10 protein-coding genes are annotated in these 16966 nt (G+C 52.7%); all 10 read left to right on the top strand.

Annotation, left to right across the window (positions count from 1 at the left end):
* Positions 1-103: 103 nt before the first annotated feature.
* The 10 genes from E2B99_RS09040 to brxL all read left to right on the top strand — a co-directional run bounded on the left by E2B99_RS09040 (position 104) and on the right by brxL (position 16838).
* Positions 104-574, top strand: a complete 471-nt coding sequence (locus E2B99_RS09040; RefSeq protein ID WP_134244660.1) for a transposase family protein — start codon at positions 104-106, stop codon at positions 572-574.
* A 254-nt stretch (positions 575-828) separates the two neighbouring features.
* On the top strand, positions 829-1332 hold the full coding sequence (locus E2B99_RS09035; RefSeq protein WP_134244659.1) for a BrxE family protein: 504 nt from the start codon (positions 829-831) through the stop codon (positions 1330-1332).
* The gene (locus E2B99_RS09030) at positions 1329-2114 is read left to right on the top strand and encodes a BrxA family protein (RefSeq protein WP_134244658.1); all 786 of its coding nucleotides are present in this window, start codon (positions 1329-1331) and stop codon (positions 2112-2114) included. The genes E2B99_RS09035 and E2B99_RS09030 overlap by 4 nt, the downstream gene beginning before the upstream one ends.
* The gene (locus tag E2B99_RS09025; protein ID WP_134244657.1) at positions 2095-2667 is read left to right on the top strand and encodes a BREX protein BrxB domain-containing protein; all 573 of its coding nucleotides are present in this window, start codon (positions 2095-2097) and stop codon (positions 2665-2667) included. Before E2B99_RS09030 ends, E2B99_RS09025 begins: the two co-directional genes overlap by 20 nt.
* Positions 2668-2682: 15 nt before the next feature.
* Positions 2683-6336 carry a BREX system P-loop protein BrxC gene (gene brxC / locus E2B99_RS09020; protein WP_134244656.1) on the top strand — a complete coding sequence of 1218 codons (3654 nt, stop codon included), beginning with the start codon at positions 2683-2685 and terminating at the stop codon, positions 6334-6336.
* A gap of 5 nt (positions 6337-6341) precedes the next feature.
* Positions 6342-8678, top strand: a complete 2337-nt coding sequence (locus tag E2B99_RS14750; protein ID WP_205669663.1) for an Eco57I restriction-modification methylase domain-containing protein — start codon at positions 6342-6344, stop codon at positions 8676-8678.
* Positions 8675-10603 carry a type II restriction endonuclease subunit M gene (locus tag E2B99_RS09005; RefSeq protein ID WP_134244655.1) on the top strand — a complete coding sequence of 643 codons (1929 nt, stop codon included), beginning with the start codon at positions 8675-8677 and terminating at the stop codon, positions 10601-10603. The genes E2B99_RS14750 and E2B99_RS09005 overlap by 4 nt, the downstream gene beginning before the upstream one ends.
* Positions 10604-10606: 3 nt before the next feature.
* Positions 10607-12220 (top strand): hypothetical protein, encoded by a 1614-nt coding sequence (locus tag E2B99_RS09000; RefSeq protein WP_134244654.1) that lies wholly within the window; start codon positions 10607-10609, stop codon positions 12218-12220.
* Between the two features lie 11 nt (positions 12221-12231).
* A complete protein-coding gene (locus E2B99_RS08995) occupies positions 12232-14754 on the top strand; it encodes a PglZ domain-containing protein (RefSeq protein WP_134244653.1) in 2523 nt (840 codons plus the stop codon).
* A 5-nt stretch (positions 14755-14759) separates the two neighbouring features.
* Positions 14760-16838: a BREX system Lon protease-like protein BrxL gene (gene brxL, locus E2B99_RS08990; RefSeq protein WP_134244652.1), complete on the top strand. Its 2079-nt coding sequence runs from the start codon at positions 14760-14762 to the stop codon at positions 16836-16838.
* The last annotated feature ends 128 nt before the right edge of the window (positions 16839-16966 follow it).

Below are 16966 nucleotides of genomic sequence, written 5' to 3'. Positions count from 1 at the left end.
ATTGTCCGTCATGTTGAAGACTGCCTGATTCGGTCCAATCTGTTTAATTTACCCAAAGATTTACCCGAGGGCGAAGGCATCGACTGGAATGTTGTGATCGTGGATGCCACGGAAATTCCAATCCAAAAGCCTAAAAAAACAGAAGAAAAGCTATAGCGGCAAGAAAAAGACCCATACCTTTAAAGTACAGGCCATGATTCACTACAAAACTCAGCAAATTCTGAGTTTATGTAGCAGTCGCGGTGCAGTGCATGATTTCGAGTTGTTCAAACGCAATTTAAACCAGATTCCTTTTGGGGCTTTTATCCTTGCAGATAAAGGCTATCAGGGTATTTATGTGTTGTATCCGAATAGCCTGTTGCCCTTAAAAGCCAAAAGACGTTGTCAATTGGATCCTGAACTAAAAATCTATAATCAGGAAATCAATAAAAGAAGAATAGGGATTGAGCATGTATTTGGCAGGCTGAAAACCTTCAAAATCTTTGCTGAGCGTTATCGAAATAGAGGCAAAAGACTCGGTTTGAGATTCAATTTAATTGCTGGAATCTACAACTTGCAACTGAGCAAAAAATGATTTATGAAAGAGGTCTACTGTATAGATTATTTAATCATTATCCATAAATCCATTATTAATTGCCTTTTTACTTATAATAGCAATGGCAGCCGCTGTGGTGGACGTAGTACCTAGAGCTGGGTAGGGGAATATGCATTAAAGTACTTCTGCAAAGAAATTATTAAACTTATTTTCGATTTAATTGAAGTATGTATAATCCAGGCACAAATCTATTAGCAACTCATGAAGTGCAAAGCAGTGATAAGGACTTCTAGATGAACACTATCGGAACAATAATTGCAGAGCTCCGGATTCTGATTGGCTATCTTGGAGAGAAGGACCAGGCCAATTGGTGGGGCTGCGAGTTCTTCAGCCCTACAGCCACAGCTTTTTTGGCGCCTATATTCAACCGCTCTTTGTTTCTTGCCCAATATCAAGGGGCAACGGCAGCGGCGGCAAAAGTCCACGACGAAGCTATTGGTATAGGCCGTATCTATCACCTTTTCCGCTTGCCGATCGGACTTGAACAAGCATCAGCAGATGCGCTCAACGACGCCACATTTATTCAAGCAATGCAAGCCAGATTGGCAAATCGTGAGTTGGCACTGACGCGCCTAGCTGAATTGGCTGAAAAAGCAGAATCCGCATCGCCGGGCCCCGTGTCACTGGGGCAGATGAGTCAAGACCTCAAATCCGAATTACAACGTGCCATGGGCTTTTACTATGCTGCCTTGACCTCCGGAATTCAGACGTTCCCTTACATTCGGGAGATTGAGTGAGTCAGCAGCGCTATTATACCACCCAGCTACAAGCCGGACTGGGTCTCCTAGAAGAAACAAGGCAACTGCTCCAGGTTTATCAGCCTGGTATGAGTGCGTCGCAGCTCTATGAAGCGGCACTGGTATCGGGTCGCTTTCCTTTGGTAACGGCAAGACGCCTACGCAATATTGTTGTCGAGTGCTTTGCCCCACGCTATATGCGTGACCCGCACGTTGCCGCGCGTCTCAAGTTTCTGGTTAATCGTTTCACGGCCGCCGAGTTCAATCAGCTACTCTTTATCTATACGGCCCGCGCCAATCTTGTGTTGGCAGACTTTGTCCGAGAGGTTTACTGGGCGCGCTATTCAACCGGGCGAAATGACCTTCAACTAGAAGATGCACGCACCTTTGTTGCCAACAGCATGCGCGAAGGAAAAACGCAAAAGCCATGGTCTGAGACCACGATCAAGCGCATCTCATCGTATTTGATAGGATGCTGCGCCGACTATGGATTGCTCACCACCACAGGCCGCAACCAGCGCTCGATTGCTGCGTATCGTATCTTGCCAAAGGTCGCCGCCTACTTGGTCTACGATTTGAAGTTCAGTGGTCTGGGCGACAACCAAATTGTTTCATGCTCAGACTGGGATCTGTTCGGGCTGGAACGTGCCGACGTCCGAGACCAACTGAAACGTTTGTCATTACAAGGCCTGCTCATTTTCCAGGCCGCCTCTGATGTCGTGCATATCGGATGGACCTATAAAAACATGGAGGAACTGATCGATGTCATCGCTCAAAGCTGATTTCAATGAGTTGATAGAGCGAATCAAGCAGGGGCGCGAGTTTGGGCATGCCAGCTTCGAGCCTATTTTCTATTTGGTTTTCCCACCGAATCAGATCCTCAATGTAAAGCGCGAAACACCCGCATGGGTACACCGATTGCGTAATGAAGGTTGGGAAGTCGAAACCTTTTCGATTGTCGAGCATATTGCAGACATTATTGAGAAGGCGCCGCTTCGCAAGATCTGGCTCGTAGCCGATCAGAAAGCGCCGTTGGCATGGGGCAAGACCAATGCATCGCTCGCCAATGCAATCGGTAATGGCGGGTTGCAGGCACGCATCGAAGCCAAGCTGGCCGAGCTTGAGGGCAAGTCCAAGGCCATTTTGCTGGTCACCGACCTTGAAGGGCTACATCCTTATACGCGCATCGGTGTCATTGAAGGCAAACTGCAAGGCAAGTTTCATGTGCCCACAGTGTTCTTATACCCTGGGGTGCGCACCGGCAAGACCCGACTCAAATTCCTAGGGTTCTACCCCGACGATGGCAACTATCGCTCTGTCCACGTCGGCGGCTAATCATTAAGGCATAACATGACGATCAAACAACTCTTCGACCCCAGCAAGAATATCAATCGCAGCATTGAAAAGGTCATCACCTATGGCGTGTCACAAGAAGCGCGACTGAAATCGGAAATTTCCGAATATGTAGTGACCGACAGTATCGACCAGCAGTTCGAGAATCTTTTACTCAAGATGGAAGCCGCCATGGATATTGGCGGCGAAAATGAAGTCGGCGTCTGGGTGTCAGGCTTCTATGGCTCGGGTAAGAGCTCGTTCACCAAGTATCTGGGCTTGGCATTTGACGATCGCATCACCATCGATGGCATTCCATTCATCCAGCACCTTCAAGATCGTCTCAAGCGTCAGCAAACCAAGGCATTGCTGTCAAATGTAGCTAAGCGCTTTCCTGCTGCAGTGCTGATGCTAGACCTGGCCAGCGAACAAGTCGCCGGTGCGACCATGGAAGAGGTGTCGACGGTCCTGTTCTACAAGGTTCTGCAGTGGGCGGGCTACTCGCGCAATCTCAAAGTGGCTGCGCTGGAACGCAGGCTCAAGAAGGAAGGCCGCTACAACGAATTTCTAAATGCATTCAAAGCAGCTGCGGGTGGTGAAGACTGGAACAACTATCGCAATGACGAGTTGGTGGTCGACAGCCTCATCCCTGAGATCGCTCATAAGCTGTACCCCACGCTTTTCAAGACACCGACGTCGTTTACGACCGAATCCAGTGAGATCGTCGTTTTCGAAAACGACCGTGTGCGTGAAATGCTGGAGATTGCGCGCGAGGCATCGGGCAAGGAATACATCATTTTCATCATCGATGAAGTGGGTCAGTACGTTGGCCCACGACCCAACCTGATTCTGAACCTTGATGGTTTGGCGAAGAACCTGAAAAACATTGGCGACGGCAAGGTCTGGATCGTCGGTACGGCACAGCAAACGCTTACCGCTGATGACGCGAAGGCCGCTCTCAACTCGCCGGAGCTCTTCAAGCTCAATGACCGCTTTCCGATTCAAATTGCTCTTGAATCCAATGACATCAAAGAAATTTGCTACACGCGGCTGTTGGGCAAGTCGTCAGTAGCTGAAAGCCAATTGGGCGAGTTGTTTGATCAGTATGGCCAGCAGTTACGCCAGAACACCAAGCTGGTCGATGCGCGCGTCTATGGCGTCGATTTCGATCGCAAGACATTTGTCGATCTCTACCCCTTCCTGCCTGCGCACTTCGACATCCTGCTGCACTTGCTCGGCGCACTGGCCAAATCCACGGGTGGCATCGGCCTACGCTCGGCGATCAAGGTGGTGCAAGACATTCTGATTGACGGCTCTGAAGGCAAGCCTGCTGTTGCAAAGCAAGCCGTTGGATGGCTGGCGACTACGGTCACGCTGTTTGATGCACTGGACAAAGACATTAAACGCGCCTTCGCCTCGTTGCATACATCGGTGGAGAAAGCCACCAAGATCCGCTTCTTGCATTCCGAGTTGCATCAAAACATCGCCAAGACGGTCGCCGTTCTGCAAATCCTGGGCAACCTACCCATCACCCGTCAAAACGTCACCAGCCTGATGCACGCCAGCATCGCCTGGGTGTCTCAAGCAGATGCTGTGGCCAAGGCGGTCGAAGACCTGATCAACGACCCTATCGTCCCCTTTGGCGAACAAGACGGCAACCTTTGCTTCTTCAGCGAAAAGCTCAACGACATTGAGCAGGAACGCAGCCAAGTTGCACTGCGCAGCGTCGAGCTGCGTCGCATTGTTAACGAAGCCTTGACCAGTGTCTACGCACCATTGCCTACCACCCAATTGCACGGCTCCTATGCTGTATCGACCGGACTCAAGGCGCAATCGGCAGGCAACGTGCCCGCATCGTTGGCGGGTGAGCGCAACCAGATTCAAACCATTGTGGAGCTGGTTGACCCTAAAGAAATCGACAACGTACGTACTCGACTCACTGACGAGTCGCGTCACAACTCCTCCAAATTCAACATCTACCTGGTGGGCCGCACCACGCCGGAAATGGATGAACTGACGGCCGACATTCACCGCTGCCGTGAGATCGCCAACCGCTACCGCAGCGATCCGGACCAAGAAATCCGCGAATACTGCAACGGCCAGGCCGACCGCGCCGAGCACCTCAGCACCAAACTCCGGGCGCAGATTCAGCGCAGCCTGTTGCAAGGCTCCTTCATCTTCCGCGGCCAGGTTGTTGCAGTCGATACGCTGGCGACCGAATTGCTGGATGCCGCGCGCAAGCACCTGAGCGAAGTCGCCGAGCAAGTGTTCGATCGCTACGCAGAGGCGTCGGTGCGCGCCGGAACCGAACTCGCCGAGAGATTCCTCCGCGTCGGTAATTTGTCGGGCATCACCAGCGCGCTCGATCCGCTGAACCTTGTGCAAACCCAAAGTGGACGCCACAGCATTCGCACCGACCACTTGGCCATGGTAAGCATCCGTGACTACATTGACCGCAACGGCACCGTGGATGGCAAACGCCTGACCGACGTCTTTGCCGATGCGCCCTTTGGTTGGTCTGCAGACACCCTGCGCTATCTGGTGGCAGCCATGCTGCTGGCTGGTGAGATCAAGCTCAAGGTGGCGGGACGCGAAGTCACCGTCAACGGCCAGCAAGCCATCGACGCCATCAAAACCAACAACACCTTCAAGAGCATCGGTATTTCGCTTCGCGGTGGCGATCGTCCGTCCAACGACGTACTGGCACGCGCTGCAACTCGATTGACCGAACTCACTGGCGACACCGTCGTGCCGCTGGAAGACGACATCAGCAAGGTCACCACCAAGCTCTTTCCGCAACTGCAGCACCAATACGGCCCGCTCACAGAGAAGCTGCGCGGCCTGAATCTGCCGGGCGTAGACCGCCTGCAAAACCTCACGCACGAGATCAACGACGTGCTGCTCACCGATGCGTCGGATGCGCCGCGCCGCTTGGGTAACGAGCAATCTGAGCTATTCGAAAGCCTCAAATGGGCTGCCGAAGTCAAACTCAAGTTGGAGCAAGGCCTGGAGCAAACGCTGCGCGATCTGCGCCAGCACTGCACGGCCATTGCCAACCTGCCGAACGTGGCCTTGCTGGCCACGCTGAAAGAAGAGTTGGCTGAGGCGCTCGGTCTCATCGAGGAACGCCTGCAGCAGGCCGACTTCTATCGCTTTGCGGCCGATTTCAGCACCAGCCTCACCACCATTCGCGCCCGCATTCGCGATACGGTGATTGCGATGCAAGACCTGCTCAAAACACGCATCAAAGAGGCCGAGGTTGACCTTAAGCGCGTGCCGGAATGGATCAAGCTCACCCAGCAAGAGCAGACCGAGCTATTGGGCAACCTTGAGCGCCTGATTGTGGATGTGGCCCCCGACCTGGCGGGCCTCACCACCATGCTCAACAAGGACTACGAACTGCAGTCGCAGGTGCAATCGCTCAAGCACCGCATTGAGCGATTGGGACAGCAGCGCATCAAAGAAGAACTGGAACGTGCTCAGGCTGAAGTGCCGCCCGGTGAGACACCAGAGATCAAGCAGCCCGTCGCACGCAGCATCAAGGCGCGTACCAAGATCACCACGATGGACGACCTGGATGCGCTGATCACGCAACTGCAACAGCTGCGTGGCGAACTGAAATATGCCCACGCTTTTGCCGTCAAGCTCGAACTGCAGGACGCGGGGGAATAATCAGCATGGCTTTCGATCAATCCACACGAGGTCGCCTGCAAAAACTGGTTAACAGTTGTCGCGGCCTGCTGTCTGACGAATTCAGCATCCAGCTTCAGCAAACCTACGGCCTAGACCCCAAGACCGGCGAAGTCACGCCCATGGCACGACTAACCCATCTAGACGACCGGCAACGTCACACGGCTGAGGTGCTGCGCCAAACCCTGGCGCACTATCTGGGCGCCGATGCCGACGACACCGATCACCGCATCGCGGTGCTTGATCGTATGGTGCGCGAGCAAGCGTTTACCGTGCTCAACCGCATGGCAGCGCTGCTGATGATGGAGGCGCGTGGGCAGCTGATCGAGTCGGTCAGCAAAGGCTACCAATCGCGTGGCTACCAGCTCTACAGCAAGATCGCCGGTACCGCCTTGGGTGAAACCGGGCAGGCCTATCAGGTGTATCTGTTCAGCGTGTTTGATGAACTGGCACAAGAGCTGCCCGCTCTGTTTGATCGCTATGCTGCCAATGGCTTGCTGTTTCCTCGCGAGACCGCCCTGCGTGCGCTGCTGGACGAGCTCAACCACTTTGAGATTGAACCGCTCTGGGCCGAAGACGAAACCATTGGCTGGATTTACCAATACTTCAATTCCAAGGAAGAGCGCAAAGCCATGCGTGATGCCAGCCAAGCACCGCGCAATAGTCGCGAGCTGGCCGTGCGCAATCAGTTTTTCACTCCACGCTACGTGGTGGAGTTCTTGGTCGATAACACCCTGGGTCGAATTTGGTATGACATGACCAAGGGAGAATCAACTTTAGGTGATAAATGTGGTTATCTTTTACATCGACCAAATGAGGTTTTCATTCATGATTATCAAACAGCATGCGATCTGGCCTTTAGAGAAAAAAATTCCAGTTGGTCTGGCAGCAATGCCTTACATAAATCCCTCAAAGGCGATCTCTCACAGATTTCACAAATTGATCCAATAATTGAAAGTATTATATTTTCCAGATCACTACCAATTTATACTTGCAAAAATATTCTAAAAACAAATGAATTAATAAATAGCAAATTAGCTGATGAAATTTCTGACTCTATAGTAAAAAGAACAAGTCACGAATTTAAGGATTCGATTCTTCATGTATGGTCAGTTTTGTGTGTCTACGATTATTTTGATGAGTCTAGGGGTTATGGTAAGGATTTTCGTGCAGCCATTTGGTCTCATTTTGTGGCTATTGTCGAAAAAAACACACGCAAAAACGAATCAATAGAAAACCATAAAGAATTACCAGTATTGATCCAATGTAGAAAAATTAAAGACCCCCGCACACTGAAGCTGCTGGACCCAGCTTGTGGCTCCATGCACTTTGGCCTGTACGCCTTCGATCTTTTTGCCGAGATTTATCGGGAGGCCTGGGCCTGGGAACAACAACATGGACCTGGCTCGCTGAATGTATCGACTCAACCCCAGGAAGCACTCAAGCCACTGAGCCAGACCTATGAGGATGAAGCGGCATTTGCGCGCGATGTGCCACGCATGATCATCGAACACAACATCTACGGTGTAGACATCGACCCGCGCGCCGCGCAGATCGCCACCTTGGCGCTGTGGCTACGAGCACAGCGTGCTTGGCACGATGCCAACGTCAAAGCCAAAGACCGTCCACGGATTGGTCAGGGGCATGTGGTGGCTGCTATTGCGCCACCCGCAGAACGTGAACTGCGCCAACAGTTCACCGCCAATCTTGATCGGCTTGATGCCGAGCTCTTTGAGAAGACCTTGCAACTACTCAAGGGTTTGCCGGAGATGGGCGTACTGCTTCAGGTCGAGCGCGAGTTGCCGAATTTGATTCGCCAAGTTTATGTGGGCAAAGGCACAGGCTTGTTTGCCGCTCAGGAGCAGGAGAGCTGGCAGCTGGCCGAGACGCGGCTGCGCATGGAATTGACTGCATTCGCCCAAGCAGCGAAATCGACCTACCAAGGGCGTCTATTTGCTCAAGACGCACTTCAAGGATTACGACTCATCGATCTATGTCGCGAAGTGTTTGATGTGGTGGTGATGAACCCGCCTTTTGGTGCGCTTGCTTCAAACACCAAGGATCAACTCGCCAAAGCCTATCCGCGCAGCAAGAACGATTTGCTGGCCATTATGGTCGAGCGCGGGCTTGAGCTTCTGCGCGCTGGCGGACGTATTGGCGCCATCACCTCGCGCACCTGCTTTTTTCTCTCCAGCTTTCAGAAGTGGCGTGAAGACGTGGTGTTGCGCATCGCTCGTCCCGAAGTCATGGCCGATCTGGGCTTTGGTGTCATGGACGATGCTGCGGTTGAAGCAGCTGCTTATGTGCTGGAGAAGCAAGCATGACAACATTTTTGCGCCTGCTAACTGATAAAGACAAGGCCAACAATCTGCTGGACGTTTGCACTGCCTTGCGTGCAGGAGATGCCAATACGCGGGTATTTGAAGTAGCGCCCGAATCATTCCGGGCGGTTCCTGGGGCGCCGTTTGCATACTGGGTAAGCGAAGCAGTTCGTCAGGTCTTTCGACAACTCCCTCCTCTTGAATGCGACGAGCGTACCGCGCGCCAAGGGTTGGCCACAGCGGAAGATTTCCGCTTTGTGCGAACTTGGTGGGAAGAGCCTGGGAATGGTTGGCACGGCTTTGCTAAGGGTGGCACTTTTTCGCCGTTTTACGCAGACGTTTATCTCATGACGAACTGGGATAAAGATGGTGCAGAAGTAAAGGCGGGAATTTGCAGACGTTATCCATACCTTAATGGAAATGCGGAGTTTGTAGCTAAAAATCCGCAGTTCTACCTCCGCCCCGGCCTCACCTGGCCGCGCCGCACCAACGGTCTCAGTTTTCGCGTCATGCCCCGTGGCTGCATCTTTGCCGACAAAGGCCCCGCCGCCTTTGTCGCCGACGACGCGCCATATGCCTTGCTGACGCTTTGCACGCTCCTCAACAGCCAAGCCTTTGGCCAGCTGGTCTCGGTGCAGTTGGCGCGTGTGGAGCTGGCGCAATCGTTTGAAGTCGGTTTGATTCAGCAAACTCCTGTCCCCGACCTCAGCGCCGCGCAGCAAAGCAAGCTCACCACACTGGCGCGGCGCGCCTGGTCGCTCAAGCGCACGCTGGACACCACCACCGAAACCTCCCACGCCTTTATCCTGCCCGCCGCGCTGCGCACCCGCCTGGGCGATTACGACACGTCCGCCATTGAAGCTGAACTGGCCCGCATCCAGGCCGAGATCGACGCCATTGCTTTCGACCTTTATGGCTTCAGCGAGGCCGATCGTGCCGCGGTCAATGCCAGCCAAGGCTCGCCGAGCGAGGGCGATTCAGAAGCGGGTGATTACCAGGACGACGAGGCAAGCGACGACGAAGACAGCGCCGCTCCCATCGACCACACGGTGGGCCTGTTAAGTTGGGCACTCGGTGTGGCATTTGGCCGCTTTGATTGGCGCTTGGCTACCGGCGAGCGTGCCGCACCCGCCGAGCCAGAACCCTTCGACCCGCTACCCGCCAAAAGCCCCGGCATGCTGCCGGATGGCGCGGCGCCTTTCCATGCGCATACAGGCATTTTGGTTGACGACCAGGGGCATCCGCACGATCTCGCTCGCTTAGTTGAAGAAGTGTTGAACCGGGTTGATGTATCCGTTCCGGATGACGTGCGCCGTTGGCTGCAAAAGGACTTCTTTGCCTTCCATCTGCAACGCTATTCCAAGAGCCGCCGCAAAGCGCCTATCTATTGGCCGCTTTCCACCGCATCTGGTAGCTATACCTTCTGGATTTATTACCCATCCTTGAATAATCAAACGCTGTTCACCGCAGTGAATGATTTCCTCGATGGCCCCAACGGCAAACTAACGCAAGTCAGCCGTGAGTGCGCAGAGTTGCGCATGAAAGGTAGCAGTCGGTCTCGCGATGAGGAAAAGCAGTACGAAACGCTGCAAATCTTCGAGCAAGAGCTCACCGACCTGCGCGACGCCTTGCTCAAGATCGCGCCCACCTACCAGCCCAACCACGACGACGGTGTGCAAATCACCGCCGCGCCGCTCTGGCTGCTGTTCCGCCACAAGCCCTGGCAAAAGGTATTGAAAGACACCTGGACCAAGCTGGAAAAAGGCGATTACGACTGGGCGCACCTGGCCATGACCTACTGGCCAGAACGCGTGCGTGAAAAATGCAAAACCGACAAATCCCTCGCCATCGCGCATGGGCTGGAAGATCTGTACGTGGAGCCGGAGGCGGCACCCAAGAAAACGCGCAGCAAGAAAAAGGAGCTGTAAGCCATGCTGGTCTATGCCAATAAATTTATCTTCGAGCCTAAAAACGGGACTGAGCAGATCATTCAGTTGGTTGCGAAGTGGGTTGGGCAGCGTGCGAAACAGCATGTGGATGCTGAGCGGCTCGCAGAGGGGATTCGTGAGCTGCGCCTAAAAGATGGGAGCACCCTGACCTCACGTGCCACGGTGTCAGTGGACAAGAAGGCGACCTATCCCTATGTTTTCGGTGTACAGCTCAGTCACCGGGACGAGAAAGTCTCTGGCCGAAAGTGGATCACTGAGGTTGGCTTGCGGCAGGAAAGTGCTGGAAAGCCGATTGAATGCTCCTTGCTGCTAAAGACCGATGAAGTCAGCGCACGAGTCACAGACCCAATCCAAGTAACGCGTCCAAAGTTGGTACAGCAGCTCATCCAGGAATGTTCGCCGGTCGGACAAACGCCAGGGTTGAACGTTAAGCGTTTGAATGGAGAGAGCGCACTTGCATTTCTGCATGAGGTGGAGCGTGAAGAGCGCGAACATCCCATCGTACTGATCAGTTGTGACAGAGATGGGGTCTATCCAGTTGAGTCCGAACGTCTGCGTTCAATTTTGGTTGGTCTTTCTGATGTGGTTGAGGTGCCAGCTTCGGTGGACACGTTTGCCATCGAAGAAATTGTTGGCAGGCGGTATATCGCATTTGGTGGTGCCATAAACATCATCTTTCCCGCGCGCAAGGGGGATAGAGGATGGTTTTGCGAGACGGTTTTATTTCGTCCCTCAGCGATTGTTGATTTCCAGGCAGAAGGAAAAAGGGTCGAGTCTGAGGTTCTGGCCGCGATTACCCATCGCACAAATTTGCCGTACTCATGGCGACATATTTCCCTTGAGATGGTGAATCAGGCAGTCTTGCGCGGGCAATTGGCGCGAATGCTTGAGCGCGCCAAAGAAAGTGATAACTCCGAAGAGCTGGGTGAGTACATTGCATTGCTGGAATCAGCAGATCAAGAGCTGCTAGCCAAAGACTCAGAATTAGCGCGCATGCGCAGCGAGTACGAAGAAAAAGAGCGTGAGGCCAGAAAGCTGCAGGCCGATATTGCCAATTTGAAACATGCATTAAGTGGTCGCCAAGCCAGCGAGGATAACCAAGATGACGATGTGGTTGAGGCGCTCGCGCCATTGCGTGAGTCCATTGCTGCAGTTCTCAAAGGCAATCCAAGTCTTCAGCAGGCACTGGAGCTGATCTCATCTCTCTACGCAGAGCGAATCGTGGTTTTGGATGCCGCTATTAGTTCAGCCAAGGAATCCGATCGTGGTGGATTTCGTTTTGGCGATAAGGCGTTCGAGCTTCTATCCAAGTTGGCAAACGAATACTGGCAGGCACTTGCTGATGGCAAGGGAGATCAACATGCCAAGGCTGCTTTTGGTCATAACGCGTACGCTCAGAATGAAGGCCAAGCGCTGAGCGGCCCAGGGAAGCAGAGACGGACGTTTGTCTATCACGGAAAAACGTTCCTGATGGAAAAGCACTTGAAGAGCGGAGTGAAAGACAGCTTGGCTGAGACGTTGCGCATCCATTTTGAATGGGTGGCAGAAGAGAAGAGATTGGTCATCGGCCACTGCGGCAAACATTTGGATTTTTGAGAGAACCTGTCATGAGCATTGCCGATTTCATCCAGAACAAGATCCTCCGCCCCCGTTTGCAAAAGACGGGCAGTCTGGTGGTGTATGACCCTGCCGGGCACTACCACGATGTCTGCAACGGTTTGGCCGACGAAAAACTGCTGGTTGTAGATGCATCAAAGAGCAGTATCGAGAGTCGGGTTGCTGCGATGCAGGGCTTGCGTGATGTGATCGATCGGCAGCTCGCTGGAATCTTGGTCTATGTGCCTGCAAAAGCGCCAGAGAGCGATGAAGAACGGCAGGCTGATCCATTCGCGCCCATTGCCGCAGCAGGGGCGATTTTCCCCGAAGGCGATGGTGACAGCTTTGAGAGCCTGTGTCTGAAGGCGAAGCCAGATCACACCACGGCCATACGGGCCATCTTTGAGCAGGATGCTTCGCCAAGTTTTGCGGTGGTGGATGCGATTGGTGGCGGCTTGGGCTGGCCCAACTTGCGTGCGCTACTGGCAGTCGAGTCCGCCCGAGACATTCTATTCGCACTGCTTGTGCCAAACGACGCGCAGCAAGCAGCATTGAAAGGTAGCGATAGCTGGGTGACGGAGGCGCGGGATTTGCTCCGCAACAGCATGGGCCTGTCATTGAAGACTCGAAGTAAGACATGGGATTCGGTTGCCAATGAGCTGTGGCGCTTTGTTTTGTTCAGCGAGTTTGTGTTTGATCTGCCGAGTGCGTTGCCCGCCAGCCTGAGCGATGTGCCGCGCGCAGAAAATCAAGCCAAGCCCTTGATCGAATACCTATGCGATCTGTTGCGTAATGATCGCCGCACGCAGAGTGTCTATATCGACCGTGCGGAAGAAATTGAGAAGGACCTGAATCTAGTCAGCCAGTTTGGTGGCTGGTCTGATTTGGGTGACCGCGATACCTTCCCATTTGAGGAACGCACATTTTTGAGCCGGGCGATAGAAGGTATCTTGCGTGATGATATCGACCGTGCGCGGAGCATCTCAGAGCGTCATCAGCAATCAGTGTGGACAGGAAAAGGCGAAAGCCGCGCCCAGTGGGATTTGATTCGATCAGCTACCGAGCTGCTGCAAACCTGCGATGATATGGAGCGGCAACTTTCAGACAATGCACGTAATCTTGATGTGCTACTAGCCTTTTACGTGAGCAGCTTGCGTGAAGCTGATCGCTTGCATCGCGAGTTCGAACAGGCAGTTAGCGATTACGACTGGCAAGACGCGCAAGGTGTCATGGCGCCGGTCAAGCAACAGGTGCGTAAGCAGTACGGCAAGCTGGTCGAGAAGGTGCAGTTGATCTTTACTCGCCATGTGGAACAAAGTGGATGGCCGCTGGCTGGCCAGCTATCGAATACTGATGTGTTTGACCGCATCGTCGCCCCCAAGCTGCAAAAGAACGGCCATAAGGTGGCATACTTCATGATTGATGCGCTTCGCTATGAATTGGGTGTAGCGCTGGAGCGACAACTGACGGAAGATGGACAAGTTGAAGTGCAAGCTGCCATGGCGCAGCTACCAACCATCACGCCGGTCGGCATGGCCAGCTTGTTGCCAGGCGCCGGCCAGCAGCTGCGGATCAGGAATGATGCACAGAGTCTGGTGCCAATGCTGGGTGATCAGCTGGTGAATACGGTTGCGCAGCGCATGGATGTGTTTCGGAAGAAGTACGGCCAACGCTTTGAAGAGGGGCGTCTAGAAGACTTTGTTCGCGGTCGTTTCGATTTTTCGCCTGAAACCGACTTGTTGGTACTGCGCGCGGTGGAAATTGATAGCCATTTTGAGAACCATCCTGACACCGCACCTGCAGAGATTACCAATGCGCTTAAACGCATTCGCGTCGCAATCCATAAGCTGAAAGAGCGTGGCTTTCATGAGGTAGTGCTTGCGACCGATCACGGCTTCTTTATGAACACCCATGCTGGTGCAGGCGATGTCTGCAGCAAGCTCTCTGGGAACTGGATTGGCATTCATGACCGGTGCGCGCTAGGCGATGGCGCTGGCGACGGCAACCACCTGGTGGTCTCAGCCGAGAAGATGGGCATTCGCGGTGACTTTGCCAAATTCGCTGCGCCACATTCACTGGCAGCCTATCGCAATGGGTTGCTCTATTACCACGGCGGGATTTCTTTGCAGGAGTGTGTTGTGCCGGTAATCACGATGCAGTTGAAACCGTCTAATCAACCAACACTGCATAAAGCATCTGTGGCGATGAGCTACAAGAACGGTGCCAAAGCCATCACTACACGCATGCCAGTGATTGACCTTTCAGTTGAAACGGCAGACATGTTTTCGACTGACAACGATTTCGAGATTTTGCTGGAGGCGCACAACAGCAAGGGCGAAGTTGTGGGCGAAGCAAAGGCCGGGGGCGCAGTGAATCCGGCAACAGGAACTTTGTCTTTGAAGCCAGGTGACAAGGTTCAAGTCACGATCAAGATGCAAATGGATTTCGAGGGTAAATTCAAGATAAAGGCTTTGCATCCAACGACTTATACGGTGTATTGCCAACTTGACCTGGCAACCGACTATGCGGTGTAAAAACCATGAATGAACTCGACCAAAAGCTGACAGCCACCTTTGATGGCAAGGTACTGCGCAAGGATTTACTCCATCGGATTAAGAAGGGAACCAACGTCCCTACCTTCGTGCTGGAGTTTTTGCTTGCGCGCTTTTGTGCAAGTGATGATCAAGCCGAGATGGATTCAGGCATGGAGGCAGTGCTCGCCAGCCTGCAGGACAACTATGTAAAGCCTGACGAGGCCAATGCCGCCCAGTCAAAGGTGGCAACCAAAGGCAAGCACCGCTTTATCGACAAGGTCCATGTTCGGTATGTTGAGAAGGAAAAGCGCCACTGGGCATCCTTGGAGAACTTCAATTCACAGCGAATCGCTATCGGCGAGAAGTTTTACCGAGACAATGACCGCTTACTGGAGGGCGGCATTTGGGCTGAGGTGACGTTGGCACATAACGCAATTGAAGAAGACGATTACGCGTTTTATATTGAAGATCTGCGTCCTATCCAGATCAGCCGCTTCGATTTTGAGCGCTACTGTGAAGGTCGCATGCAATTCACCCGTGACGAGTGGATTGCGGCGATTCTGCGCACCGTTGGCCTGGAACCGACAAAGTTGTCCAAGCGCGTGCAGATGCACTTTATTGCGCGCCTGGCTGCCCTCGTTGAACCCAATTACAACTACATCGAGCTTGGGCCGCGCGGCACTGGGAAGTCATATTTCTTCAGTGAATTTTCGCCCTATGCCACATTGATTTCAGGTGGCCAGGCGACCAAGTCGGCGCTGTTCTACAACAACGCACGCCGTAAGGTTGGACTGGTCGGCTTTTGGGATACTGTGGCTTTCGATGAGGTGGGCGGCATTAAAGTCAAAGATCCAGACACCATTCAAATCATGAAAGATTTCATGGCAAATGGGCGCTTTTCACGTGGCGCTGAAGTGATCGCAGATGCTAGCTTAAGCTTTGTTGGTAACTTTGATCTGTCCATCAATCAAGTAGTTAATTCAGTTGAGCATGATCTTTTCCAGCCGTTACCCGCTGAGTTTGATCTAGCGATCATGGACAGGTTTGCAGCATATATACCTGGTTGGGAAATGCCCAAGAATAGTAGTGAGTTTTTAACGAATAGCTATGGATTTATCACCGACTATCTTGCTGAGGCATTTCATTATCAATTCAAGCATACTAATCGATATGAGGAAGTCACAAAGCGTATTAGGTTTGGAAAATCTGTTGAAGGCCGTGACGAAAAAGGAATTAAAAAGACGATTTGTGCCTTTTTGAAGATTCTTCATCCTGTAGGAGTGCCTACTGATGAAGAGTTTGAAGAGTATGTTGCTTATGCCATTGAGTGTCGGCGACGTGTAAAGGAGCAGATGAACAAACGTAAACCCGATGATGAGTTTGCACGTATTGATCTTTCATTCCTGAATACACAAGGACAAGAGGTTGTTGTCTATTGCCCTGAGTCCAAGGACGCTCCCGCCACACAGCAACCGGTGAGGCGCCAGCTCAACGAAAAGCTTGCACCTGAACGTGGTGTTGCGGAAGATGCGATTCAAGAGCTGCGAGTGCCTGAGGCTGCAATCAGGGTCGAATCAACTGCTCCTAACGTCGCCCCCGTTATTGTGGTAGATGAGTTGGTAGAGCGTCACTTTACGGTCATGTACGGTGAAGTCGGCCACAGCTACGAGTCGATCATTGGTCCCTACCTGCGAGGGGCAAAGACGGTCATTATTGAAGACCCTTATATTCGCTTGCACCACCAAATCCAAAATTTCGTTCGCTTTTGTGAGTCCGTCTTAAAGGCAGGAACGGTAAAGAAGATCAACCTCATTACAGGATATGACGATAATACGCAGCTAGCCGATATTACAGAGAAGTTGGGAGAATTGCAGCAGAGCTTGCTTGAGATGGATGTGGTGCTTGAGGTCAAACTCAACCCGAACATGCATGATCGGGAAATCCGCATGGACAACGGTTGGGTCATCAAAATCGGGCGAGGCCTTGATTTTTACCAAAAGCCAGGTAGCTGGTTTGAGGTGGGTGCGAACGACTTGAGCCTGCGGAAGTGTCTTGAAACCAAAGTAGATATTTTTCGCTTTTAATGGTAGTGTTCAAAAAACTGTGTCATTTCCCTACACTGTTAAAAACAGGAATGACACATTATGGCAAATCCCTTTGACTTTGAAACAGCCTTAAAACAACTCCAGTCAGGTCAAGCATTGACTGGAGA

Origin of the sequence: Alkanindiges illinoisensis, assembly GCF_004377485.1 — a bacterium.
In the GTDB taxonomy this organism is placed as follows: Bacteria; Pseudomonadota; Gammaproteobacteria; order Pseudomonadales; family Moraxellaceae; genus Alkanindiges; species Alkanindiges illinoisensis_A.
Note: the sequence above shows the minus strand (reverse complement) of the source record. Positions and strands in the feature narration are given on the sequence as shown.

What these genes read in the sequence shown, in the direction of transcription:
- E2B99_RS09040 (WP_134244660.1), top strand. Translation starts at nt 104, where the DNA reads ATGCCACGGAAATTCCAATCCAAAAGCCTAAAAAAACAGAAGAAAAGC.
- E2B99_RS09035 (WP_134244659.1), top strand. Translation starts at nt 829, where the DNA reads ATGAACACTATCGGAACAATAATTGCAGAGCTCCGGATTCTGATTGGC.
- E2B99_RS09025 (WP_134244657.1), top strand. Translation starts at nt 2,095, where the DNA reads ATGTCATCGCTCAAAGCTGATTTCAATGAGTTGATAGAGCGAATCAAG.
- brxC (WP_134244656.1), top strand. Translation starts at nt 2,683, where the DNA reads ATGACGATCAAACAACTCTTCGACCCCAGCAAGAATATCAATCGCAGC.
- E2B99_RS14750 (WP_205669663.1), top strand. Translation starts at nt 6,342, where the DNA reads ATGGCTTTCGATCAATCCACACGAGGTCGCCTGCAAAAACTGGTTAAC.
- E2B99_RS09005 (WP_134244655.1), top strand. Translation starts at nt 8,675, where the DNA reads ATGACAACATTTTTGCGCCTGCTAACTGATAAAGACAAGGCCAACAAT.
- E2B99_RS09000 (WP_134244654.1), top strand. Translation starts at nt 10,607, where the DNA reads ATGCTGGTCTATGCCAATAAATTTATCTTCGAGCCTAAAAACGGGACT.
- E2B99_RS08995 (WP_134244653.1), top strand. Translation starts at nt 12,232, where the DNA reads ATGAGCATTGCCGATTTCATCCAGAACAAGATCCTCCGCCCCCGTTTG.
- brxL (WP_134244652.1), top strand. Translation starts at nt 14,760, where the DNA reads ATGAATGAACTCGACCAAAAGCTGACAGCCACCTTTGATGGCAAGGTA.